This is a genomic window from Thaumasiovibrio subtropicus (assembly GCF_019703835.1).
Taxonomy (GTDB): domain Bacteria; phylum Pseudomonadota; class Gammaproteobacteria; order Enterobacterales; family Vibrionaceae; genus Thaumasiovibrio; species Thaumasiovibrio subtropicus.
Map to the genome: position 1 here is coordinate 2,934,054 of NZ_AP023054.1, position 19,987 is coordinate 2,954,040.

A 19,987-nucleotide genomic window follows, 5' to 3' on the forward strand; every position below is an offset into this window, starting at 1 on the left:
CCTCACCGCGCTTACGCTAGCAACCTTGCATAAAAAAGCCACCTCAACGGAGGTGGCGAGTATTCAATATCATCAAACCCACTAGTAAGGTGAGATCTCGTTTAAGACTTGGATGTGTACCGTGATCTCTTCGCGGTCGTGATAGAGGTGCTTCGCTTGGAGCTTAAACTTCACCTTGTTTTGGATCAGGTAGGTTTTTAAGTTCTCAATATCTTGAAGCACTTCGTCATAACGGCCTTTCATTGGCAGCTTCAAGTTAAAAATAGTCTCTTTCGCCCAACCTTTTACCAGCCACTCACCCATTAGATGCGCCACACGTGCTGGTTTCTCGACCATATCACAGATAAGCCAAGTGACATTTTTTCGTGGTGGTTCAAATTTGAAGCCATCGACTTCATGGTGTTTAACCTGACCGGTTTCCATCAAGCTATCTGCCATCTGGCCGTTATCAATGGCGTGAACAAACATCGAGCGCTTCACTAATTGATAAGTCCAACCGCCTGGACACGCCCCTAAATCCACACCCCACATACCGGCTGCCAAACGCGTATCCCACTCGTCACGAGGAATGAAGACATGAAAGGCTTCCTCGAGTTTCAATGTCGAACGGCTTGGCGCATCTGCTGGGAATTTCAAGCGCGGGATACCCATGAAAAAGGGCGAGTTGTTATTACTCAAAGAGTAACCAATGAAGCACTCACCCGGCGCCGTGAAGAACAAGTGGAATACCGGCTTACGACTATTGTCTTTGTGGTAGAGGTAATCTTGTTTACGTAATGCCTGACGCAGTGGCACGGTAAACTTACGACAGAACTTAGACAGCTCTTTACCTTCATTGGTGTCTGGCATTTCGACACGCAAGTCACCGCAACGAGGAAACGCTAATTCATACTCTGCCAATGCTGCCAATAACGGCGAGATACGGTCACCCGCTGGCATATCACTGACCTGCCCAACCACCACCACCATCTGGCGCGCAAAGATCAGGCTTGAGAAGGCTATCTTCTCTATCAGTTTTTCTGCATCACCGCCCTGATAACATTCAAACAACACATAACCGCTGTTTGCTTTGAGGCGCGGAAATCCATAAATCTCAGCCTCATTGGCTCTATTTTGGATCTCGCCAGCACACTCTTTTTCAAAGCCCGGACGACAATAAAGTAAAACCTGATTCACGTTTCAACCTCACGCTAACCGCCAAGCTGCCACAGCAAGGGCAACCCAACCAATAATAAAACAGAGCCCGCCAAGCGGCGTGATTGGCCCAAACCACTTAATCCCCGTCAATGCGAGGGCATAAAGACTGCCGCTAAACATGACGATACCAAGCGCAAAAAACAAGGCCGCGTATGATAACCCAGATGTGGGTAAAAAGCGCATCCAAATCCCCACCACCAGCAACACCAATGTGTGAATGAACTGGTACTGCACACCGGTTTGAAAAACATCCAGCAGATGTGGCGGCAATTTCGCCTTTAATCCATGTGCAGCAAAGGCTCCTAACATAACACTCAATGCACCACTCAACGAAGCCAGCACCAAAATCCATTTCGCCATTTCACACTCTCCGTTCACAAGCCGCGATAAGACGCGGCGCTATCCCACACCGTTTAGGCAAGCTGAGCTTTAATGAAGCGACTCAGAGAGTCTACGGCTTCAGCAATGTTCTCCGCTTCCGTTTTCCCAGACGCTTTACGCGGCTTAAAGCTATGATCACCATCCGGTAAGAACTGCACCTTAACCTGTGCCGAAAATGAATAGCTTTCGACCTCAGCACGATGACCAAATGTATCCCGCTCACCTTGCAAAATCAGACAAGGCAAACTGAAGTTGGTAAGGTGCTCGCCTCGATAGACATCTTTACCCGGCGCGTGAAAGGGAAAACCTAAGCATGCCACACCTGCCAAGGTGGGGTTTTCAGTGGCAACTAAGCTCGCCATTCTTCCCCCCATGGATTTCCCACCGATGACTAAAGGGCGCTCGCTGTGCGCATCAATGTGCTGTTGAAAGTCCTCTAATAACTTAGGGGCACGATCGGGCGGCCGCTTTTTGCCATCTTCCGCTCGCTTCACCATGTAAGGGAAGTTAAATCGAATCACCCGGATCCCTTCATTCGCGAGGCCTTTTGCTACTGCCGTCATGAAATCATGATCCATCCCCGCACCAGCACCGTGGGCAAACAAGAAGTTGATAGGGCTATCGTCTGGCCCATCGATTAAATACATACCACCTGTCCTTAGCTGAAAATATCTTGTTCACTGCTGGCTTTGGCTAAAATCCAGTTCCGGAAAATAGCAATGCGACCACTTTCCGCTTGCTTCTCATGACAAACAAAATAGAACGCATTATTGCTGACCAGCTTCTCTTCAAAGGGACACACCAAGCGTCCTGCTTCTAGTTCGGGTTGCGCCAATACATTATTACCAAGCGCAATGCCTTGTCCGTGCACTGCCGCCTGCAACACCATGGTCGAGTGACTAAAAATAGGCCCCTGATTAAAGTTAGTGCCTTCAAGACCAAACTCACGGAAAAAATGCTTCCACTCTTTACGCGAGGTGTCATGCAATAAGGTATGTGCTTTGATATCAACAAGGTTGCGCAGTGGTTTGTTGCCGGTCAGCAGCATAGGTGAACAAACGGGCAGCAGATATTCTTGATACAGCTTATCGCAGCGCAAACCACTCCAGTTACCGCGCCCGTAATAGATAGCCACATCCACATCGTCAGTGAGTGATCCATCATCCATGTCAACGGCTTTAATGCGAACATCGACTTCAGGATGTAACTGATGGAAATCACTGAGGCGAGGCACCAACCATTGAATCGCAAAGCTCGGCGGCAAACTGATGGTCAACGCCCCTTTCGATCCTCTTTCCAATACTTTATCGGTAGCATCCGATAATGAGGTGAAGATATCTTTGATGTCGAGGAAGTAGCTTTGTCCCTCTTCTGTTAACAAAAGAGAGCGGTTTCTTCGCCGAAATAATTTTAATCCGAGAAACTCCTCTAATGCCTTGATTTGATGACTCACAGCGGCCTGAGTCACAAATAACTCATCCGCAGCTTTAGTAAAGCTGAGGTTACGTGCGGCCGCTTCAAAGGCTTTGAGCGAGTTGAGTGGAGGTAAACGTCTTGCCATGCCAAAGGTCTCAATAGTATTAGTTTTTTTAATCTCAAATATTATAAATTGTCCGTTGTCCCCTGGCTAGAGAATCCCTATAGTTTGCTACGCAACGAAAGATTGCGATGCGTTGTTTTACAAGGTATTGAATATTTTGTTGCGATGTTGTGTTTGCATTTTTTCGGCGCGTTGCCGAATCGGGTAGTGATACCCAACAATTCCTGTATTTTTGACCTGTCTGTCAAAGTTCTACATTAGCACTGTGCCCCAACACAGTGCTATTTTTTTGCTTGCAGTTTGCTTCACCGCGCCGCAAGATCACGCCAAACTCCCAAATGACTATAGCTATGTTTGATATCGATGCCATCCGCCGTCAATTTCCTGCGCTCCAAGTACCTGCTGCCGTCTATCTCGATAGCGCAGCGACGGCCCAGAAACCCAAAGTGGTGTTAGACGCCATTCAATCAGCATATCAACAGGGACATGCCAATGTGCATCGTGGCAACCATCAGCTCACAGCCAATGCAACAGCGGCATTTGAGGCTGCGAGGAAAACGGTTCAACACTTTATAAACGCGACGTTCAGTCAAGAAATCATCTGGACACGCGGCGCGACCGAAGCGTTAAACTTAATTGCGCAAAGCTATGCAAGACCACGGCTTCAGCCGGGCGATATCATTCTCGTCGGTGAAATGGAGCATCACGCCAACATTGTGCCGTGGCAAATGGTTGCGGAACAAACCGGTGCCACCATTCAAAAAATTCCCATGTCGAGGGACTGCCAGTTAGATATGGCCGCCTTTGACGCTTTGCTCACCGACAAGGTTAAGATTGTCGCTGTCGCGCACATTACGAATGTCACTGGCACGCGCCAGCCTATCGAAACCCTGATTCAAAAAGCCCATGAAGTGGGGGCTATTGTCGTGGTGGATGGAGCGCAAGGCATCGTCCACGAAAATGTGGATGTTCAAGCCCTCGACGCAGATTTCTATGTCTTTTCAGGCCACAAGCTGTTCGCTCCCACAGGCATTGGGGTCCTCTATGGCAAAAAGGCCCTACTTGATGCCATGCCACCATGGCACGGCGGCGGGAAGATGGTAGAAAAGGTCTCTTTTTCTGGTACCACCTTTACGGGGTTGCCCGGCAAGTTTGAAGCGGGAACACCAAACATCTCTGGTGCTGTCGCACTCTCAACAGCCATACAATGGTTGTCTGAACTGGATCGTGATGGCGCAGAAGCGCATATCTTAACGCTCAAAGATAAGGCGATTGCTGCCCTATCGTCACTGGATGACCTTCGCTTCATTGGCTTACAAACCCACAGCGGGGTGTTTTCCTTTGTGATTGATGGCATCCATTATCAAGATATTGCCATGCTACTTGACCAACAAAACATCGCGGTACGCGCGGGCAATCACTGTGCCCATCCACTTTGCGATGCGCTAAACATCGCCGGGACTATTCGGGTTTCTATCGCCCTGTATAATACAGAGGAAGATATTGATAAATTCATCGCTGCGCTCACCAAAGCCTGCGATCTGTTATAAGGCACCCTCATGAAGCAAGCTCATCCCTTTGGCACAGAGATTACCGCTGAACACGTTCAGGAAACACTTAGCACGATGCAAGGGTGGGAGAACCGCTACCGTCAAGTTATTCAATGGGGGAAGCAACTTCCCGCTCTTGCTGAAGAGGCGCGTACCGATGGCGCGAAAGTGAGTGGCTGTGAGAGCAACGTGTGGCTTCATTGGCACCTTGATGACAATGGCCGTTACCAACTCGCCGCCGACTCGGATGCACGCATTGTCAAAGGGCTAGTCTGTTTAGTACTTGCCGCCTACCACAATAAAACGGCGCCAGAGATCCAAGCCTTCGACTTTAGCGCTTACTTTGCTGCACTCGGTATGGAGAACCACTTAACCCCCACGCGTAGCAATGGCATCTATGCCATTGTTGAGAAGATAAAGCAGATCGGCGGTAGCTAACCCCAAAAATGGACTACCTTAGATCCATATTAGTAAGCCAAAGAAGACAAAAGCCCGACAGTGATAGGATCACCGTCGGGCTTTTTTAATCCATCCACAGCAACTACTACTTCTTCGCCGTTAGCTTAGCGATAATCCGTGAAACGGCAACGAAACCAAAGGTAGCAGTGACCATAGTGGCAGCGCCGAAGCCCGCAGCACAATCCATGCGCTTCACCCCGTCGGCACTCGCTTTCACGCCGCACACCGAGCCATCGGGTTGCGGGTATTTCAGTTGCTCAGTAGAAAACACGCAATCAATACCAAACTTACGTTTCGGGTTCTTCGAGAAGTTATGGCGGTGACGTAAGGTATCACGCAGTTTTTTGGCTAGCGGGTCTTGAATCGTTTTCGTCAGATCGGCAATTTGAATCTGTGTCGGGTCGACTTGCCCACCCGCGCCACCCGTGGTGATTACTTTGAATTTGTTTCGCTTACAATGGGCCAGTAATGCGGCTTTCGGTAGGATGCTATCTATTGCATCTAAAATGTAGTCGTAACGACCATCCAAGTGCTCGGCGACGTTTTCAGGCGTGATAAAGTCGTCGATGAGGTGTACAACGCACTCAGGATTAATCAGTTGAATACGGTCCGCCATCACTTCGATTTTGCTTTGTCCTACCGTGCCGGACATCGCGTGAATTTGGCGGTTGATATTTGTCACACAGACATCGTCCATATCAATGAGGGTGATCTCGCCAACCCCAGAACGCGCTAAAGCTTCAGCCGCCCACGATCCAACCCCACCAATACCGATCACACAGACATGCGATGCACGTAAAATCTCTACTTCATTATTCCCATAAAGACGACGCGTGCCGCCAAAACGTTGGTCATATTGTTCACTGGCTGGAGAGAGATCGTCACGCATCATCTAGTCCTGAATTTATTACAAATAAAAGAAGAGCGCGTTTTATACGCGCTCTCTTAAGGTTTGTCCAGTTATGGCATGGATAACTGCCAGACACGGCCAAAGTGCTTGTAATGGCCCGCTTTCACCCCTGCCTCATTCCCCATGCCATGGTAGAGATCAAGGTGATTCCCTTTCACAGCGCCGCCAGTATCAAGTACAACCATCAGTCGCAGCTCATGCGCCCCTGTCCACACGCCGCGCGCATCCAGTTGAGGAACTTCTACTAACAGTACACTGCCAAGGGGTAACAGAGAACGATCCGCTGCAACGCTGGCATCCGCTACCAGTGGGATCCCTGCGCTCCCCAAAACATCCAGTACATCGGTGGGTTGAAAGAATACAAAAGAAGCATTGTTTTCCATCAACTCAAACACAGCCGCTTCATCTTGCTTAGCCGCCCATTGATGGATCGCTTCAAGAGACATAGCTTCACGCGCCACTTCTCCACGCTCAATCAAGACACGACCGATACTGGTGTATGCGTGGTTATTTTTACCTGCGTAGGCAAAATACTGCATCTGGTCGTTATCGCCGAAGTGGACAAAACCACTGCCCTGCACTTCCATCATAAAGTTATCTAAAGGCGACGCACTATAGCCCAACTCTAGCCCTTGGCCGTCCAATGCCCCCCAATAAATCTCAGCGCGCGTTGGACAGTCTGATTGGCAGTTCGGTTTGCCATAAACTGGGTATTGGTAGACTTCATCCGGTTGATGGCGCATCTCGATCACTGGAGAAAAGTAGCCGGTCATTAAGACATTACCGAAGCCATCGGCCCCTTGTAACTGCGCAATCTGTAACGCGGTGCCAGATAGCTCACTTAGCTCTCCTCCTTGCGCCAGCCAGTGTTTAATCTCTTGATACAAGGGAGCAAAGTTTGCCGCCATGGAAGGCGAGCGTTGCACGACGAGGTCTGTCTGGGCAACAAAATCTGTCGTCTCCGCCAGTGCCAGTTCACTGTTTACTTCAGCAACTGTATTGAGTTCATTGAGCAACTTACCATCGAGGTATTGCTGCCCTTGCTCGCTATTTCTCGCACACCCCACTGAGAGAATACTCAAAAATATGACACTAATTAGACGAACCACTTTTATTCCTTTTAGTCTTTTTATGAGTGTAACGATCTAGCAAAAAGTACTCAGTTCAACACTCAATATGTTTAATACGCATTACTTAGGTATTATTTAAAATACATTTTCTATCTGGATAGTTTCCACTTTCTCACCATACTCAATGAGTGTCATATTTATGTCATCTTCAAGCAGTAAAAATGTCATTAATAATAAAAAAAAGTGCAATAGAACTTGGTAGGGAGGACGCCATGGAAACCAGTTTTAAACTCGGACTTAATACACTGCTTGATCCTAATGCTGTCGAGTATCAATGGATTCGCAGTTTAGCAAGCGAAGGGACAAGCCGTACACAAATAAACGCATCAATTCAACGCTGCTTGGGTGGAGATCAACGTACTGCCAACTTGCTAAGACAAGTCGCCATCAAAGAAGTCTCTATTAACCAATTGTTGACTGAATTGCATCTGTTAGTCGCCGAATAAGCCTCTTTTCTACGCCACACTTTACTTTCGGACAAAAACAGAGCGGTAATGAGCAGGCTTATCTCGGATGAGCTTTTGCGATGAATAGGTATAAAGGTACAACTGTTGGCCTACATGGTAGGTCAAGGTCACACCATTAAAGTTATAGCGCGTGGTCACAATCGAGCCACCAACATAAATACCATCTTCGCGAATCTCAAAGGCATCAGCCATATAGCCCGGGACTTCCTGCTCTTCCCACACGCCATAGATATTGTCTATCGGTGGCGGCTCAAACAGGCCGCGCTTCACTGCTCCCATCGCTAACAAGCCCAATGCAAATAGACTCACTGCCAGAAATGTGAAGAGCAGGATAGTTTGAATTAGATGTCGTTTATTTGTTTTCATTTCATGAAGATAGACAAATCAAGCTGTTACTATAGCAAACCTACCTCTGAAAGGGCGACGGCGTATTGTCGAGGATCACAACTTTCGCTTGCACTCGACGCGTTATTGAGATTATATTCAGCATAGATATTCACATTTAAAACATAATTACCAAGGAAGCTGAGTGAAATTCCGAAGTACTGCCCTTGTTAAAGGCTTCAGGCAATCCACCCCCTACGTCAATGCTCATCGTGGGAAAACCGTGGTGATCATGCTGGGTGGTGAGTCGATTGCTGACCAGAACTTTTCTAATATCCTCAATGATATTGCCCTCTTGAACAGTTTGGGGGTCAAGATTGTTGTGGTCTACGGCGCTCGCCCACAGATCAATCAGTTGTTGGAACTTCATCAGCTTGCCACGCCCTACCATAAAGGGATCCGCGTCACGGATGAACGCAGCCTTGAGATAGTCAAACAAGCGGCAGGACAAGTGCAGCTTGATATCACGGCTCGCTTTTCCATGTGCTTGAACAACACGCCAATGGCGGGCTCTCAAATCAATGTTGTCAGTGGCAATTTTGTCATTGCGCAACCGCTCGGTGTCGACGATGGTATTGATTATAGCCACAGCGGGCGTATTCGACGCTTAAATGTTGACGCAATTCAGAGCCAGCTTGAAAACAACAGCATTGTATTACTTGGACCTATTGCCAGCAGCGTCACGGGCGAGTGTTTTAACCTCAGCTCTGAGGACGTGGCGACTCAAACCGCCATTGCGTTAAGAGCCGACAAATTGATTGGCTACTGCTCTCAACAAGGTATTCAGTTAGAGAGTGGTGAAGTCGTCTCTGAACTATTACCTAACGAAGCAGAACAGCACCTAAAGACTTTAAAAGATAAAGGCCAAGCGCACACGGGAACCGGACGTTTCTTACGCGGTGCGATTCGTGCATGCCGCGCCGGCGTCCCAAGAAGTCACTTAATCAGCTACCAACAAGATGGTTCATTGATTCAAGAGCTGTTCTCTATCGAAGGTATTGGTACGCAGGTGGTGATGGAAAGTGCTGAGCGTGTCCGGAGTGCTGACATCAACGATATTGGCGGGATATTAGATCTCATCCATCCATTGGAAAAAGATGGCATCTTAGTCCGTCGTTCCCGTGAACAGCTGGAACAGGAGATTGACCGTTTTACGGTCATCGAGCGTGACAATATGACCATTGGCTGCGCTGCCTTGTATCCTTTCCGAGAAGAGCTGACCGCCGAAATGGCCTGTGTCGCCGTTCACCCCGACTATCGTGATGGCGAGCGAGGCCTGACTTTGCTCAACAAGCTAAAACAACAAGCGAAAGCGATGGGACTCAAAAGTCTCTTCGTACTGACCACTCGCAGCATTCATTGGTTCAGAGAGCAAGGCTTTGTTGAATCGGATGTTGAAGAGCTCCCCATCGCCAAGCAGGCGCTGTATAACTTCCAACGCCGCTCAAAAATTCTCACCTTAAAACTCTGATCGCGTGCGCTTGAAACCTGCTTTATTGCAGTAAAGCAGGTAGCCCACTCAAGCGTTCCGTTTGCTTGGTGATGCCTTGTTGTAACACGCTCATATCTGCATAAATACTCAGTTGCTGCTTGGCACGAGTAATCCCTGTATAGATAAGCTCTTTTGTGATCACCGGGTTCATTTTCGCGGGCAACAACATAAAAGTATGGGCAAACTCAGAACCTTGCGACTTATGGATCGTCATTGCATACGCCGTTTCATGGCCCGGTAAGCGGCTTGGCAACACACCTTTCAAATCACCGTCAGGCAGCTGAAAATAGACTCTCAAACGCTGTTGTTCCGCATCATATAGCGTAATACCGATATCCCCGTTAGAGAGGCCTAAGGCATAATCATTTTGATTAATCATCACAGGACGGCCGACGTACCACACCTCATCGCGGTCTTGAATTAGCCCTTGCTGTCGCAAATGGCGCTCTATGCGCTGATTCATCCCGATGACCCCCGTATCCCCTTCGCGTATCGCGCAAAGCAGTCTCACATCGGCAAACAACGCCAACACGGTTTCTGGCGATTGCCCCTCTTTCGCGGCAAGAAAATAGGCTTTATACGCGTTGCTCAAACGGCGAATTAACGCCGCATAGTTTTCACCGCTTAGCGCATGGTGATCAATGTCGGCAAACCCTTGCTGCCATACCGCGTCAACCATAGCCGGATGACCACAATTCACCGCATAAGCCAGTTGCCCAATCCCCGATTGGGCATGAAAGCGATGGCTTTTCTGCAGCATACATAAACTGTCTGCCAGCGGTGTCGTAGGATTCCCGACCGGCACGTGATAGCCAGTGAGGTGCGACAAATGCGCTGCTTGATACTCACTGTAGCCTTGTGCCGCAAATTGGCATATGTCGCCAAGTACACTGCCGGCTTCTACGGACGCAAGTTGGTCTTTATCACCGAGCAGGACTAATCGCGCATGATCCGGCATGGCTTCCATTAATCTCGCCATCATGGTCAGATCAACCATCGATGCTTCATCAACAACCAGTACATCAAGGTGCAATCGATTTTGATGATGATGGCGAAACGCCACACGATCAGGCACCGCCCCGAGTAGACGGTGCAGTGTCGTCGCTTCGGTCGGAATACCCACTTTCACTTCCGGAGCCACCGCTAGCTGTTGCAACGCGCCACCGATAGATTCCGTTAACCGCGCTGCCGCCTTGCCAGTGGGTGCCACCAATTTAATGACCAGTGGTACACCTTGTGCTTGTTCAACCCAAGCAGCCAGTAACCTCACCACCGTGGTCGTTTTTCCCGTGCCGGGGCCACCAGAAATCACACTAAAGCGACGTGATAAAGCAACGGCAGCAGCAACTTTCTGCCAATTCAAACACGCTGTTGCAGGGATATACTGAAGAATTTCAGCAAGCTCGCTGAGATTCGGTTGTTTGTCAACAAGTGTCATCACTGCCGCCCAATCTACCTGTTGCGGCGCAACGATATCTAAGCTGTCAATGACTGCTTGTTGCATGGCTTCAGGGGACCCGCTGTGCCGTAGCTTTGTTTGCAGTGCCGGCAGGTAAGGCGTGAAAAGCGCGTCCAAGGTGTGTGGCAATGAAGCCAATACCTCCACCGCGGCAGAGTTAGAGCGCAAATAACGTGCGACGACTTGTTCATCAAACCAGTAGCGCGCAAGATAAAGGCGCGAGCCATTTAGAATCAGGGGTGCCGGCCGATCGCCATCCCCTACACAATGCGCATTCGCTAGCGCGCTACTCGGATCGCGCCACGTAATCCCTTCCAATAGCCAGTTAATTTCTTGGGAATGCAGATCAAACCAACGTTGTCTTGCGCTGAGATCGACACAGACATGACCTTGCCCAGCGCGATAACTGACTTGCGCCGCCCAAAGTACCGCTGTTGCGCTCATTTCAGGCTGCATCGAGACATAGCGAGCAAACTGATAATCAATGGCACGTATCGCATTTCTATCCACTAACTCAGCGAATCGCGCAAGTACCAGAGAGATATTTTCCTGCTCGCTCATTCACTCTCTCCTTTCATCAATAAATCCAGCTCTGCAATGAGTGCCTGTGATGGCCTGTCATAAAAAATACCCTTGTCTCCTTGCGCAGTGACACCGCGAAGAAAGAGATAGTAGACGCCGCCAAAATGCGTTTCGTAGTCGTAATCAGCAATTCGAGTGGCGAGATAGCGGTGTAACGCTACGCAGTAAAGCAGGTACTGCAAATCATAACGATGATCCATCATCGCTTGCTGCAGTGCAGGGAGACGATAATCAGTCGCTGTCTCCCCTAGCCAGTTCGATTTCCAATCTAAAATGTAATACTTGCCTTGGTGCTCAAACACGAGATCGATAAAACCTTTGAGCATGCCGCTCACCGTCTCAAACCCAAACCCGTCAGCTTTTGCCGCAATGGGATCATGGGTGGCCAAAAGCGTATTCACTGCGCTAGAAGAAAGCTGTTTAATGGGAAACATAAACTCCATTTCCACTAACTTTTGCGACGTGGATTTCGTGTTGAGTGTCAGCGCTTCACCATCAAGGCAAGCTGATAGCACATCACTGACCAACTGTTGCAGTACAGGTTGCCATTTCTCTTCATACCCCTCGCGCTGCAATAACTGCTCGATAATCGTCATGGTGTCGGGATGATCGGCAGGCAGGGTAAAATCAATTAACTCAAACAACGTATGCAGGAAAGTCCCCGGCCCTGCACCTTTGGGAAAATCGGCAATCGACAACGTTTGTTGTTCAATAAACAAAGGCAGGCTCTCCGCTACATCCACCTCGCGATCAAACCCCGGCATCTCAAACGAGGCATCATAACTATGACCTTGTTTGACTAAGCCAGAATAGCTGGTTACCCACCAGTTTCGCGGCAACGTCCGCGCAACTTGCGCGGCTTGGCGATCATCATCAATAACGGCTTGCTCTTGATATGGGGCGACCTCTTCGGGAAGCGAACAAACCTTGGCACCACTGACCATGGCAAACTTCTCTACCGCCATTGACCACGCTTCACAACTATCGGGTTCCGCGCCTTGCCACAGCCACCCTATCGCGGTGCGATGGTTGCCCGTTGGCGCTTTACTGCTGCGCCCTAAGCGAATCGGTGCAACCCCGAGGTAGCAGCCATAGACCGCCCGTGTAATGGCAACATACAGCAGACGAAGATCTTCTGCCAAGCGCTCCTTTTCGGCCTTATCAAGATTCTCTTGGCGTTGCTGCAGATCGAGAACCACTTGCGACTCACCAGAGGCTGCCGTTTGGTGAAAGATCGCCGTTTCCATCGCTCGGTAGTGGCTAATAAAAGGTAAAAACACCAGATCGTATTCCAACCCTTTCGATTTATGAATGGTGACGATTTGCACGAGGTTTCGCTCAGACTCTAAGCGCACTTGCTGATCATCAGTTTGCTGAGCAGGCGCGAGTATCTGTTGCTCAAACCAACGTACCAAGGCCTGATCACTGTCTAACTTCTGTCGCTCAGCTTGTAGCATCTCCCCCAAGTGCAGATAGTCCGTCAGGACCCGCTCGCCACCATCCTCTGCTAACAAGCGATCCGTTAACTCACGACGAAATAGCACTTGGCGCAACATAGGCATGACGCCGCGACGACGCCACAATTGGCCGTAATCGCGAAACTCACTCACTGCAGTTTCCCACAGCAATTCACTGTGATTAAGTTCATCTAGCTCTTGCGCAGTCGCCGCTAACAGGGGTGTTGCGAGCGCGGCACGCAACACCAACTCATCTTCAGGCTCCATCGCCGCATGCAGAAGTCGCAATATCTCTATCGCAATCGGTTGGGCATAGACACTGTCGCGGTTAGAAAGGTACACACTATCAATGCCATAGCGCGACAAGGCTTGCTGCACCGTACGTGCTTCAAACCCAGTGCGCACCAAAACGGCAATGTCTCCCGCCTGAAGTGCATTGCCCGTCTCTTCTTTGCCGAGCGTGACCGCGCCTTGCTGTGAGCGCGTCAACAAACGGGCAATTTCTCGCGCCGATGCCAGAGCCATCTGTTGACGGTAATGGTCAGCGCTCACCGGAACAGACTCGTCACCTTTTTTGGTCGTTTTTACCTCTGCGGGGAGATCCCAAATCTGCATCGCGGGCATGCGTTCGCCTTCGACCCACCACCCTTTTTCCGCTGCCTTTGGACTTGGGTTAACCGGTAAGAAAGGAATGTCATCATCATAGATAAAAGGCCGCTGTGCATGGGCAAAGATAGCATTGGCTGCCTTGACCATATCAGCGGTCGAGCGCCAGTTAACGCCCAAGGTATAGCGAGCCTGCACCTGACGACGGGCTTGAATATAGGTAAAAATATCGGCACCACGGAAAGCATAAATGGCCTGCTTTGGGTCACCGATCATTAACAGCCCACTCGCCGTGTTCACGCGACTCTCTGAGGAGGGATTCGCTACCATTGCTTGTGGCGGCTCCGCAAAAAGATCGAGCTGCGGCGAGGCTGAAATCGTCGCTTCCACAGGCTGTTCGCTTAACGCCGGAAGATCACTCTGCGCATACACCGAGGCAAAGATATGGTATTGCAATGGATCGGTATCTTGAAATTCATCGATCATAGCGACGGGATACAAAGCGCGAATTCGCTCAGTCAGGATCTTTTCACTATCGTGGCGTAACGCATCACTCAATTGGGTCAGCAGATCATCGAAAGAGAGCCACGACTGTTGTGCTTTAAGATCTTGCAGCCCTTGTCGACAATGAGTGATGGCATCAGCCATCAATCTCGCTCGTAATGATGGCGGCTCCGCCAACAGTGCCTCTATCGCCTCAAACACGGCATGGAGTGGCGGTTCTCCGCTCGGTGTTTTCTCCACCAGCACTTGCTGGCTAAACTTCTCCAATGACTTAGGCAATTGGTAATCGAGTGTCGACTGTGCGGCCCAAGCCGTCACTTCCTGCAGCGCCTTTGGCAAACTCGTTTTGGTATAACTACGCTTGTTCACCCCGGACTCACTGATAAGGGCATGCAACTCACCTTCAACGGCTCGCCACTGCGCTTTTACGCTATCAATGCGCTGTAAGTTCTCTTGATGTAGTGCTGCGATATCAAGTGTTTCCACCTCCGACATAAGTGCCACTTCACTGCCACTGAGGTACTTATCGATTTGGGGATGGAGATCGTACGGGCTTTTCCATTCTTGACGCACGAGGTTAGCCAATGTCGCATCCAGTGGATAGAAGCGTCGCCGCCAATAGTCCGCCACCGCTTGAAAACGGATCCGACTTTCATCGGTAATGAACTCATGTTCAAACAAGGTACCCGATTCGAATGCATTTTGACTCAGCATACGCTGACAGAAACCGTGGATCGTATAGATGGCCGCTTCGTCCATCTGACGTTCCGCGGCTAACAATTGACGAGCCGCAAGAGCATGATCATCGGTGGCCGCCAAGAGTGCTTGGAGCAGATCATCATCACTTTGACCTAACGTAAAGGCGACACGGGCTTCATGGATCCGACGACGAATACGATCCCGAAGCTCAGCGGTTGCCGCTTCGGTAAAGGTAACCACTAAGATCTGATCGACACTGAGCGGCTGCGGGTAGGCATTGCGCCCTCCATGTCCTAACAACAGGCGTAAGTAAAGCCCCGTAATGGTATAGGTTTTCCCTGTACCCGCTGAGGCTTCAATCAATCGCATCCCCGCTAAGGGTAACGTCAATGGATCAAGTTGGATAGGTTTATCCGTCATGGTATCTCTCATTCACCTGTGCGTCCCAGTCATGACAACATTCGATTATGTGACTGAGTCGATCATTCTGATTTTTAGGCGCTTTTTGTTATCAATGCATCTATCAAGATGCGATGTAATTCACGGTTTGTCTGCCACAGCTTAAGTAGAGTGAGTCCCCAGAAACAGGTCACCTCTGGCCGGTGGTCGTCAGGCAAAAACCCCTACACACAACAATATATTGTCGGCGACCACACTACTCCCCTTTCTCTATTTTCACCTGCGCTAATGCTGGTGATAACCACTGCTCAGCCAAGGCTAACACGTCACTTTCCAGCGCTTCACCCCAACGAGACCATACCCGTTGAATGTAAGCATTCTCTCCTTCACCCGGCATAAAGCCTGACTCAAAAGCGGCTGCCATTTTTTGCGATGCTTTATCGGGATTTTCTAACCCAGCCAGTGCGGTGAGTGGGAAATAGGCGATCGGTTGATTCATGCCCTCTCGCATCCCTTTCAGGTAAGCGTCAACGTGCGATTTGGCCTCATCCACCGATAACGCCTTAAAGACAAGTTCGGCGTCCAGCGCAATAAAGAAGGTAGGCTCAGCGTGGCCCATAGCATTCAAGCAACAGTGCTCTATCCATGTTGAAAGCAGATCTTGGCTGCGCCATTTACCGGGGCGATAACGAACCAACCCCACGGCATAGCGGTGACGAATCCATCCTTCAAGGCCCGGCAAACGGACTTCAACGTCCGGTTGAGGCCCTACCGCCATGGTTCGAATGCGCTGCCCTAACGGCAAAATGTCTTTCTCAATATCAGTCAGTGTCAAAGCACCAAACGCTGCGTGCGGTAACTTGCCAGCCGCCTTTTGATCGGCGCGAAAGGCCGTGAGTGCCGATTCGTCATCCCCATGATGAATTACCCACTCCAACATGGCATGCCGCGTTTGGTAGCGTTCCAGTGGCTCAAACACAAAAGGCTCATCATCATTGACACTGGATGCGATGTCACCGAACCAAACTTTAAGGCGTCGATTAAAGAAGTACTGCACAGGCAAGCGCCAAAAGCGAATAAGTTCGGGTAAAGTGATGTTCTCCTCTCCCCACTCATGCGGTGATAATCCGTCGAGCGCAAATCCAGCGTTTTTCTCATGGTCTGGTGTCAGCGTTCGAGAATGAGGTAACCACTCTTTCGCATAGCTCGGTCTCTGCGAAGAAAAAGACGCGGCACTGTAGGGGGTCAATGTGTGCTGGCGCACCAAGGCATCACGCAAGGATGTTGCCGAATCCGCAGGCTCAAGCGCGTGATCAGTCGAGAGGCAATATCCCGCTTGGCAGTAATCAAGCAATTCACTCACTAAGATGGAAGGCGCTAGCTCGCTGTTGTCGCGAATAGAGCGACCAACATAGCTGATATACAGTGTATCTTGCGCTGACAGCAACGCTTCCAAGAACAGATAGCGATCATCGTCACGACGTGAACGATCACCGCGCTTATTGTGCAGCGCCATCAAGTCAAAGCCTTCGCGATTCACTGAGCGAGGATAGCTACCATCGTTCATCCCCAGCAAACAAACCACACGGAAAGGTATTGAGCGCATTGGCATCAAGGTGCAGAAGTTCAACTGCCCAGCGAGAAAACGTTGTGAGACTCGCTCATTGTTCAATGCATCACGAAAGTAACTAATGATAACGCCATGCCCTAGCGCCTCATCGAATGTCGCATCCTGAAGCTGGGTCACCAACTGCTCTACTTTATCGCGAACCAGTGTCACCACGCGCTCGTCGTCCGCTTCAAAGCAAAATAACTTGTCCAAGATTTGATTAATTAACGCTTGCCACGCGATACCCGACTTAGGGCTCTGTAGCGCTTCTCTTAGCCAAATAACCTGCTCAATAAACAAGCCCAGTTTGCCTGCCAACTCTGCATTCAGCCCCTGCACTTCATCATAGGCTAGCTGTTCTTCGTAGATCCCCATCCCCGCAGGCATCGCATAGCCCAGCAACATGCGTTGCAAGCCAAACAGCCAAGTGTTGACGTGTTGCGATGGCAAGTCGAACTGCGTCGCGGTCTGCGCATTTAATCCCCAACGCACCCCACACTCTTGCAGCCACTGCGTCAAGGTAGGCAACTGCTCTGACGCAATATCGAAACGGCGCATAATTGCCGGTACTTCAAGGAGCGATTGCAGTTCAGAGGCACTGCAGCGCTGCCTTGGTAACAGCAACAAATGATGGAATGCCAGTAAGATAGGGTTTTCGGTGTCCGCGGTACGGTCAGAGATCGAGAAAGGGATGTAACGATCATTGGGCGCATTGCCAAACACCGCTTGAATCGCCGGGCTGTATTGGTTGATATCCGAGACCATCACAACAATGTCTCGCGCACTCAATGTAGGATCGCGATCGAACATCGCGAGTAATTGGTCCTGCAAGACTTCGACTTCACGCATAGCGCTGTGACAGGCATGAATAGACAAGGAGTCATCGCCACAGGTTAAGCCGATTTTGTGTTGGCTATCTAACGCCAAGGCATGATTATCTCTGTCTTCCAACTCAAGAATATCCGCTTGGATATGCTGTAATAGCCCGCGACGATCTATCTCAACGAACGCATCAATATCCAGCGGTTCTTTTTCAGCAAGTAAGCAAAGGTTATCACGCCCCAACTTCCCCATGGAGGCTAATAAGCTATTGCCGACTTGATGCCCATGCACGTCATCAATATAGGCTTGTGGCTCACCTTTCAGTGTTGGACGCTCGCCAATCACTTCACTGTGATCATCGCGCCAAACGATCTGACGATGCGTCCGCCGTGCCAATCTATCGATAAAGCGCTGATCACGAATATCTCCCCAGTAATGCTGACAGGGGTTCGTGAACATCAGGTGGACATCAATGTGGGCGCCCAACGCTTCTAACGCATCCAGATACCTTGGCGGTAGCGCGGATATGCCAAAAACGAACAGACGATCAGGCAAATTATCCGGCACCGTGCCGCGTGCCTGATGGGCCACCAGTGTTTCAATGAAGGTTTGATAGAGATTGCCACGATGATAATGCGACTGACCGAGGTCCGTTGTCATCTGGTAAATAGCTCGCCACAGTATCGGCTGCCAAGGGTGCAGTTCTTCGTGCTCAGGCACCGTTTCACCCGCTTCCCACGCGGCCATCCATTCAGGGCGATACACCAAGTATTGGTCAAAAATATCAGCAATTTTTCGCGCCAGCTGAAAGGTTTTTAAGCCATCGTTATCTTCTTCCAAGTAACGAGCTAAAGGCACAAACTCAGGGTGTTCAAGAAAATCGGGCAACAGCTTAACCAGCTTCCAGGTCATCGCCTCTTTGTTGAAAGCACTGCGCTGCGGAACCCCTTCCAATACATCAATAAACAGTTGCCAGATAAAAGTCGCAGGAAGAGGAAAAGCAAGATTGGCAGCAATACCTTGCTCATTCGCAAGTGCTAGCTTCAACCATTGTGACATCCCGGGGCTTTGCACCAGAATCTGCTCCGCTTGCAACGGGTTCGCTAGCGGGTCTCGACGGATCAGCTCAACGAGCAGGGACTTTAATACATCGAGCTGATTGGAATGATAGACGGTAAACACGGCAGCACTCACCAAAGTGAAAGAGGCTTAGTATACCCCTCCGCTCTCCATCGAGGTACTGCTTTACTTCGTTTCAAATCAGCATGCTGTGAATCTGAGCCTTAACCGATTACAAATCGCGCTGAGGCACCCACTGATAATGGCTAAGGTAGCGATAACTCACATAGACCACCATCACCGTCGCCACGGCCAGTTCGATGTTTGCCAACAAAATCACCCGATCACGATAATGATCAGCGACGCCACTTTGGCATAACCACTCAGCAAGTTTATACAGCGCGGTAGCGCCTATGACGAGTGGAAAGGTAAACGCCGCATATCCGGGTGTAAAAGGAAGACGAATCAAACGCAGCAACAAGAGGTAAACCAGCGAAGTCATGGTGACAGCCACCACGCTTAACAAGGCGACTAACCACATAGAAGGCTGCTCAACAAAGCTCAAATAGCCCGCTAAAGAGAGACTCGCGGGAGCAGCAAGGATCGCCAAGGTTGGCTTGGCTTGCTCAGGCACGGGTTTATCAAACAACAAGCGAAAGAGCATTGCAGGCAATAACACTGCATAGGCAGCAATGCCGAAGTAAAGGGTCATCGATGCGACCCAATCGAGTTGCCCCCCCGGAAATGTCACCGCAGCAACAATCATACCGATAGGCGGCACAAACCAACTTGGCACCATGTGGTGCAGTTGAAACTCACGAGAGCGGTGGTAGCAAAACACGGCGAGAAAGCTGATATGGGCCAACACTGCCGCGAGCCACACCGCTTGACCCAGCAGAGGAAACCAATCCGCTAAGGTCACAGACAACACCATGCTCGCCATCGCCATGGTCGGCACCACGCTTCCCACCACAGGATGGGCTAAATCATCTTTCAGCAGCTGTGGATGACGAAGAAACTTCACCAATAAAGTGATGACCAAACTCGCGGCAACGAAGGCTGTGATCTGTCTGATCAGCTCACCATCAAACGTGACCGCGCCAAGGCTAAAAAAACGCCCACCAATCGCCCCTTCCCAACACAAGCCGAGGCTTGCAATACCCAGCGCTAACCCGGCCATTGGGGTTGGGGCATGCTTCACTTGTCGAAGGAGAAATCGTGGCATAACGAGCACTCATGATGGTTGTCTAACTTTCAGGAATAAAGTGTAAAGGAGCTTAC

General features: G+C 50.0%; 15 protein-coding genes. 4 read left to right on the top strand and 11 right to left on the bottom strand.

Annotated features, from left to right (window positions below; genetic code table 11):
- Positions 1 to 81: 81 nt before the first annotated feature.
- Genes rlmM through TSUB_RS13060 form a run of 4 tightly spaced genes read right to left on the bottom strand, consistent with a single transcriptional unit; the run spans position 82 to position 3,139 of the window.
- The gene (gene rlmM / locus TSUB_RS13045; RefSeq protein ID WP_087023521.1) at positions 82 to 1,176 is read right to left on the bottom strand and encodes a 23S rRNA (cytidine(2498)-2'-O)-methyltransferase RlmM; all 1,095 of its coding nucleotides are present in this window, start codon (positions 1,174 to 1,176) and stop codon (positions 82 to 84) included.
- 9 nt (positions 1,177 to 1,185) lie between these two features.
- Positions 1,186 to 1,557, bottom strand: coding sequence for a DUF423 domain-containing protein (locus TSUB_RS13050; protein WP_087023519.1), 372 nt, complete (start codon positions 1,555 to 1,557; stop codon positions 1,186 to 1,188).
- Between the two features lie 53 nt (positions 1,558 to 1,610).
- Positions 1,611 to 2,225, bottom strand: coding sequence for an alpha/beta family hydrolase (locus TSUB_RS13055; protein ID WP_087023517.1), 615 nt, complete (start codon positions 2,223 to 2,225; stop codon positions 1,611 to 1,613).
- Between the two features lie 11 nt (positions 2,226 to 2,236).
- Positions 2,237 to 3,139: a transcriptional regulator GcvA gene (locus tag TSUB_RS13060; protein WP_087023515.1), complete on the bottom strand. Its 903-nt coding sequence runs from the start codon at positions 3,137 to 3,139 to the stop codon at positions 2,237 to 2,239.
- Positions 3,140 to 3,468: 329 nt separating this feature from the next.
- On the opposite strand from TSUB_RS13060, the gene csdA reads away from it, so the two are divergent.
- Together csdA and csdE are read left to right on the top strand one after the other, a co-directional pair.
- Positions 3,469 to 4,668: a cysteine desulfurase CsdA gene (csdA, locus tag TSUB_RS13065; RefSeq protein ID WP_192867865.1), complete on the top strand. Its 1,200-nt coding sequence runs from the start codon at positions 3,469 to 3,471 to the stop codon at positions 4,666 to 4,668.
- A 9-nt stretch (positions 4,669 to 4,677) separates the two neighbouring features.
- The gene (gene csdE, locus TSUB_RS13070) at positions 4,678 to 5,106 is read left to right on the top strand and encodes a cysteine desulfurase sulfur acceptor subunit CsdE (RefSeq protein WP_087023511.1); all 429 of its coding nucleotides are present in this window, start codon (positions 4,678 to 4,680) and stop codon (positions 5,104 to 5,106) included.
- 106 nt (positions 5,107 to 5,212) lie between these two features.
- On the opposite strand, the gene tcdA is transcribed toward csdE, so the two are convergent.
- Both tcdA and mltA read right to left on the bottom strand, forming a co-directional pair.
- Positions 5,213 to 6,016: a tRNA cyclic N6-threonylcarbamoyladenosine(37) synthase TcdA gene (gene tcdA / locus TSUB_RS13075; protein WP_087023509.1), complete on the bottom strand. Its 804-nt coding sequence runs from the start codon at positions 6,014 to 6,016 to the stop codon at positions 5,213 to 5,215.
- 71 nt (positions 6,017 to 6,087) lie between these two features.
- A complete protein-coding gene (mltA, locus tag TSUB_RS13080) occupies positions 6,088 to 7,146 on the bottom strand; it encodes a murein transglycosylase A (protein ID WP_087023507.1) in 1,059 nt (352 codons plus the stop codon).
- Positions 7,147 to 7,379: 233 nt separating this feature from the next.
- Here mltA and TSUB_RS13085 point away from each other — a divergent pair, with 233 nt between their 5' ends.
- Positions 7,380 to 7,613 carry a hypothetical protein gene (locus tag TSUB_RS13085; RefSeq protein WP_087018709.1) on the top strand — a complete coding sequence of 78 codons (234 nt, stop codon included), beginning with the start codon at positions 7,380 to 7,382 and terminating at the stop codon, positions 7,611 to 7,613.
- A gap of 21 nt (positions 7,614 to 7,634) precedes the next feature.
- On the opposite strand, the gene TSUB_RS13090 is transcribed toward TSUB_RS13085, so the two are convergent.
- Entirely contained in the window at positions 7,635 to 8,000 is a 366-nt protein-coding gene (locus TSUB_RS13090) for a DUF2850 domain-containing protein (protein WP_087018711.1), read from the bottom strand.
- 163 nt (positions 8,001 to 8,163) lie between these two features.
- Between TSUB_RS13090 and argA the strand changes: the two genes are divergently transcribed.
- Positions 8,164 to 9,489, top strand: coding sequence for an amino-acid N-acetyltransferase (gene argA, locus TSUB_RS13095; RefSeq protein ID WP_087018713.1), 1,326 nt, complete (start codon positions 8,164 to 8,166; stop codon positions 9,487 to 9,489).
- Between the two features lie 22 nt (positions 9,490 to 9,511).
- On the opposite strand, the gene recD is transcribed toward argA, so the two are convergent.
- The 4 genes from recD to TSUB_RS13115 form a co-directional block, all read right to left on the bottom strand.
- A complete protein-coding gene (recD, locus tag TSUB_RS13100; protein WP_087018716.1) occupies positions 9,512 to 11,530 on the bottom strand; it encodes an exodeoxyribonuclease V subunit alpha in 2,019 nt (672 codons plus the stop codon).
- Positions 11,527 to 15,237 carry an exodeoxyribonuclease V subunit beta gene (gene recB / locus TSUB_RS13105; protein WP_087018718.1) on the bottom strand — a complete coding sequence of 1,237 codons (3,711 nt, stop codon included), beginning with the start codon at positions 15,235 to 15,237 and terminating at the stop codon, positions 11,527 to 11,529. Before recB ends, recD begins: the two co-directional genes overlap by 4 nt.
- A gap of 235 nt (positions 15,238 to 15,472) precedes the next feature.
- Positions 15,473 to 18,829: an exodeoxyribonuclease V subunit gamma gene (gene recC, locus TSUB_RS13110; RefSeq protein WP_087018758.1), complete on the bottom strand. Its 3,357-nt coding sequence runs from the start codon at positions 18,827 to 18,829 to the stop codon at positions 15,473 to 15,475.
- Positions 18,830 to 18,938: 109 nt separating this feature from the next.
- Complete coding sequence (locus tag TSUB_RS13115; protein WP_087018720.1) at positions 18,939 to 19,931, bottom strand: TDT family transporter; 993 nt, start codon at positions 19,929 to 19,931, stop codon at positions 18,939 to 18,941.
- Positions 19,932 to 19,987 lie beyond the last annotated feature (56 nt).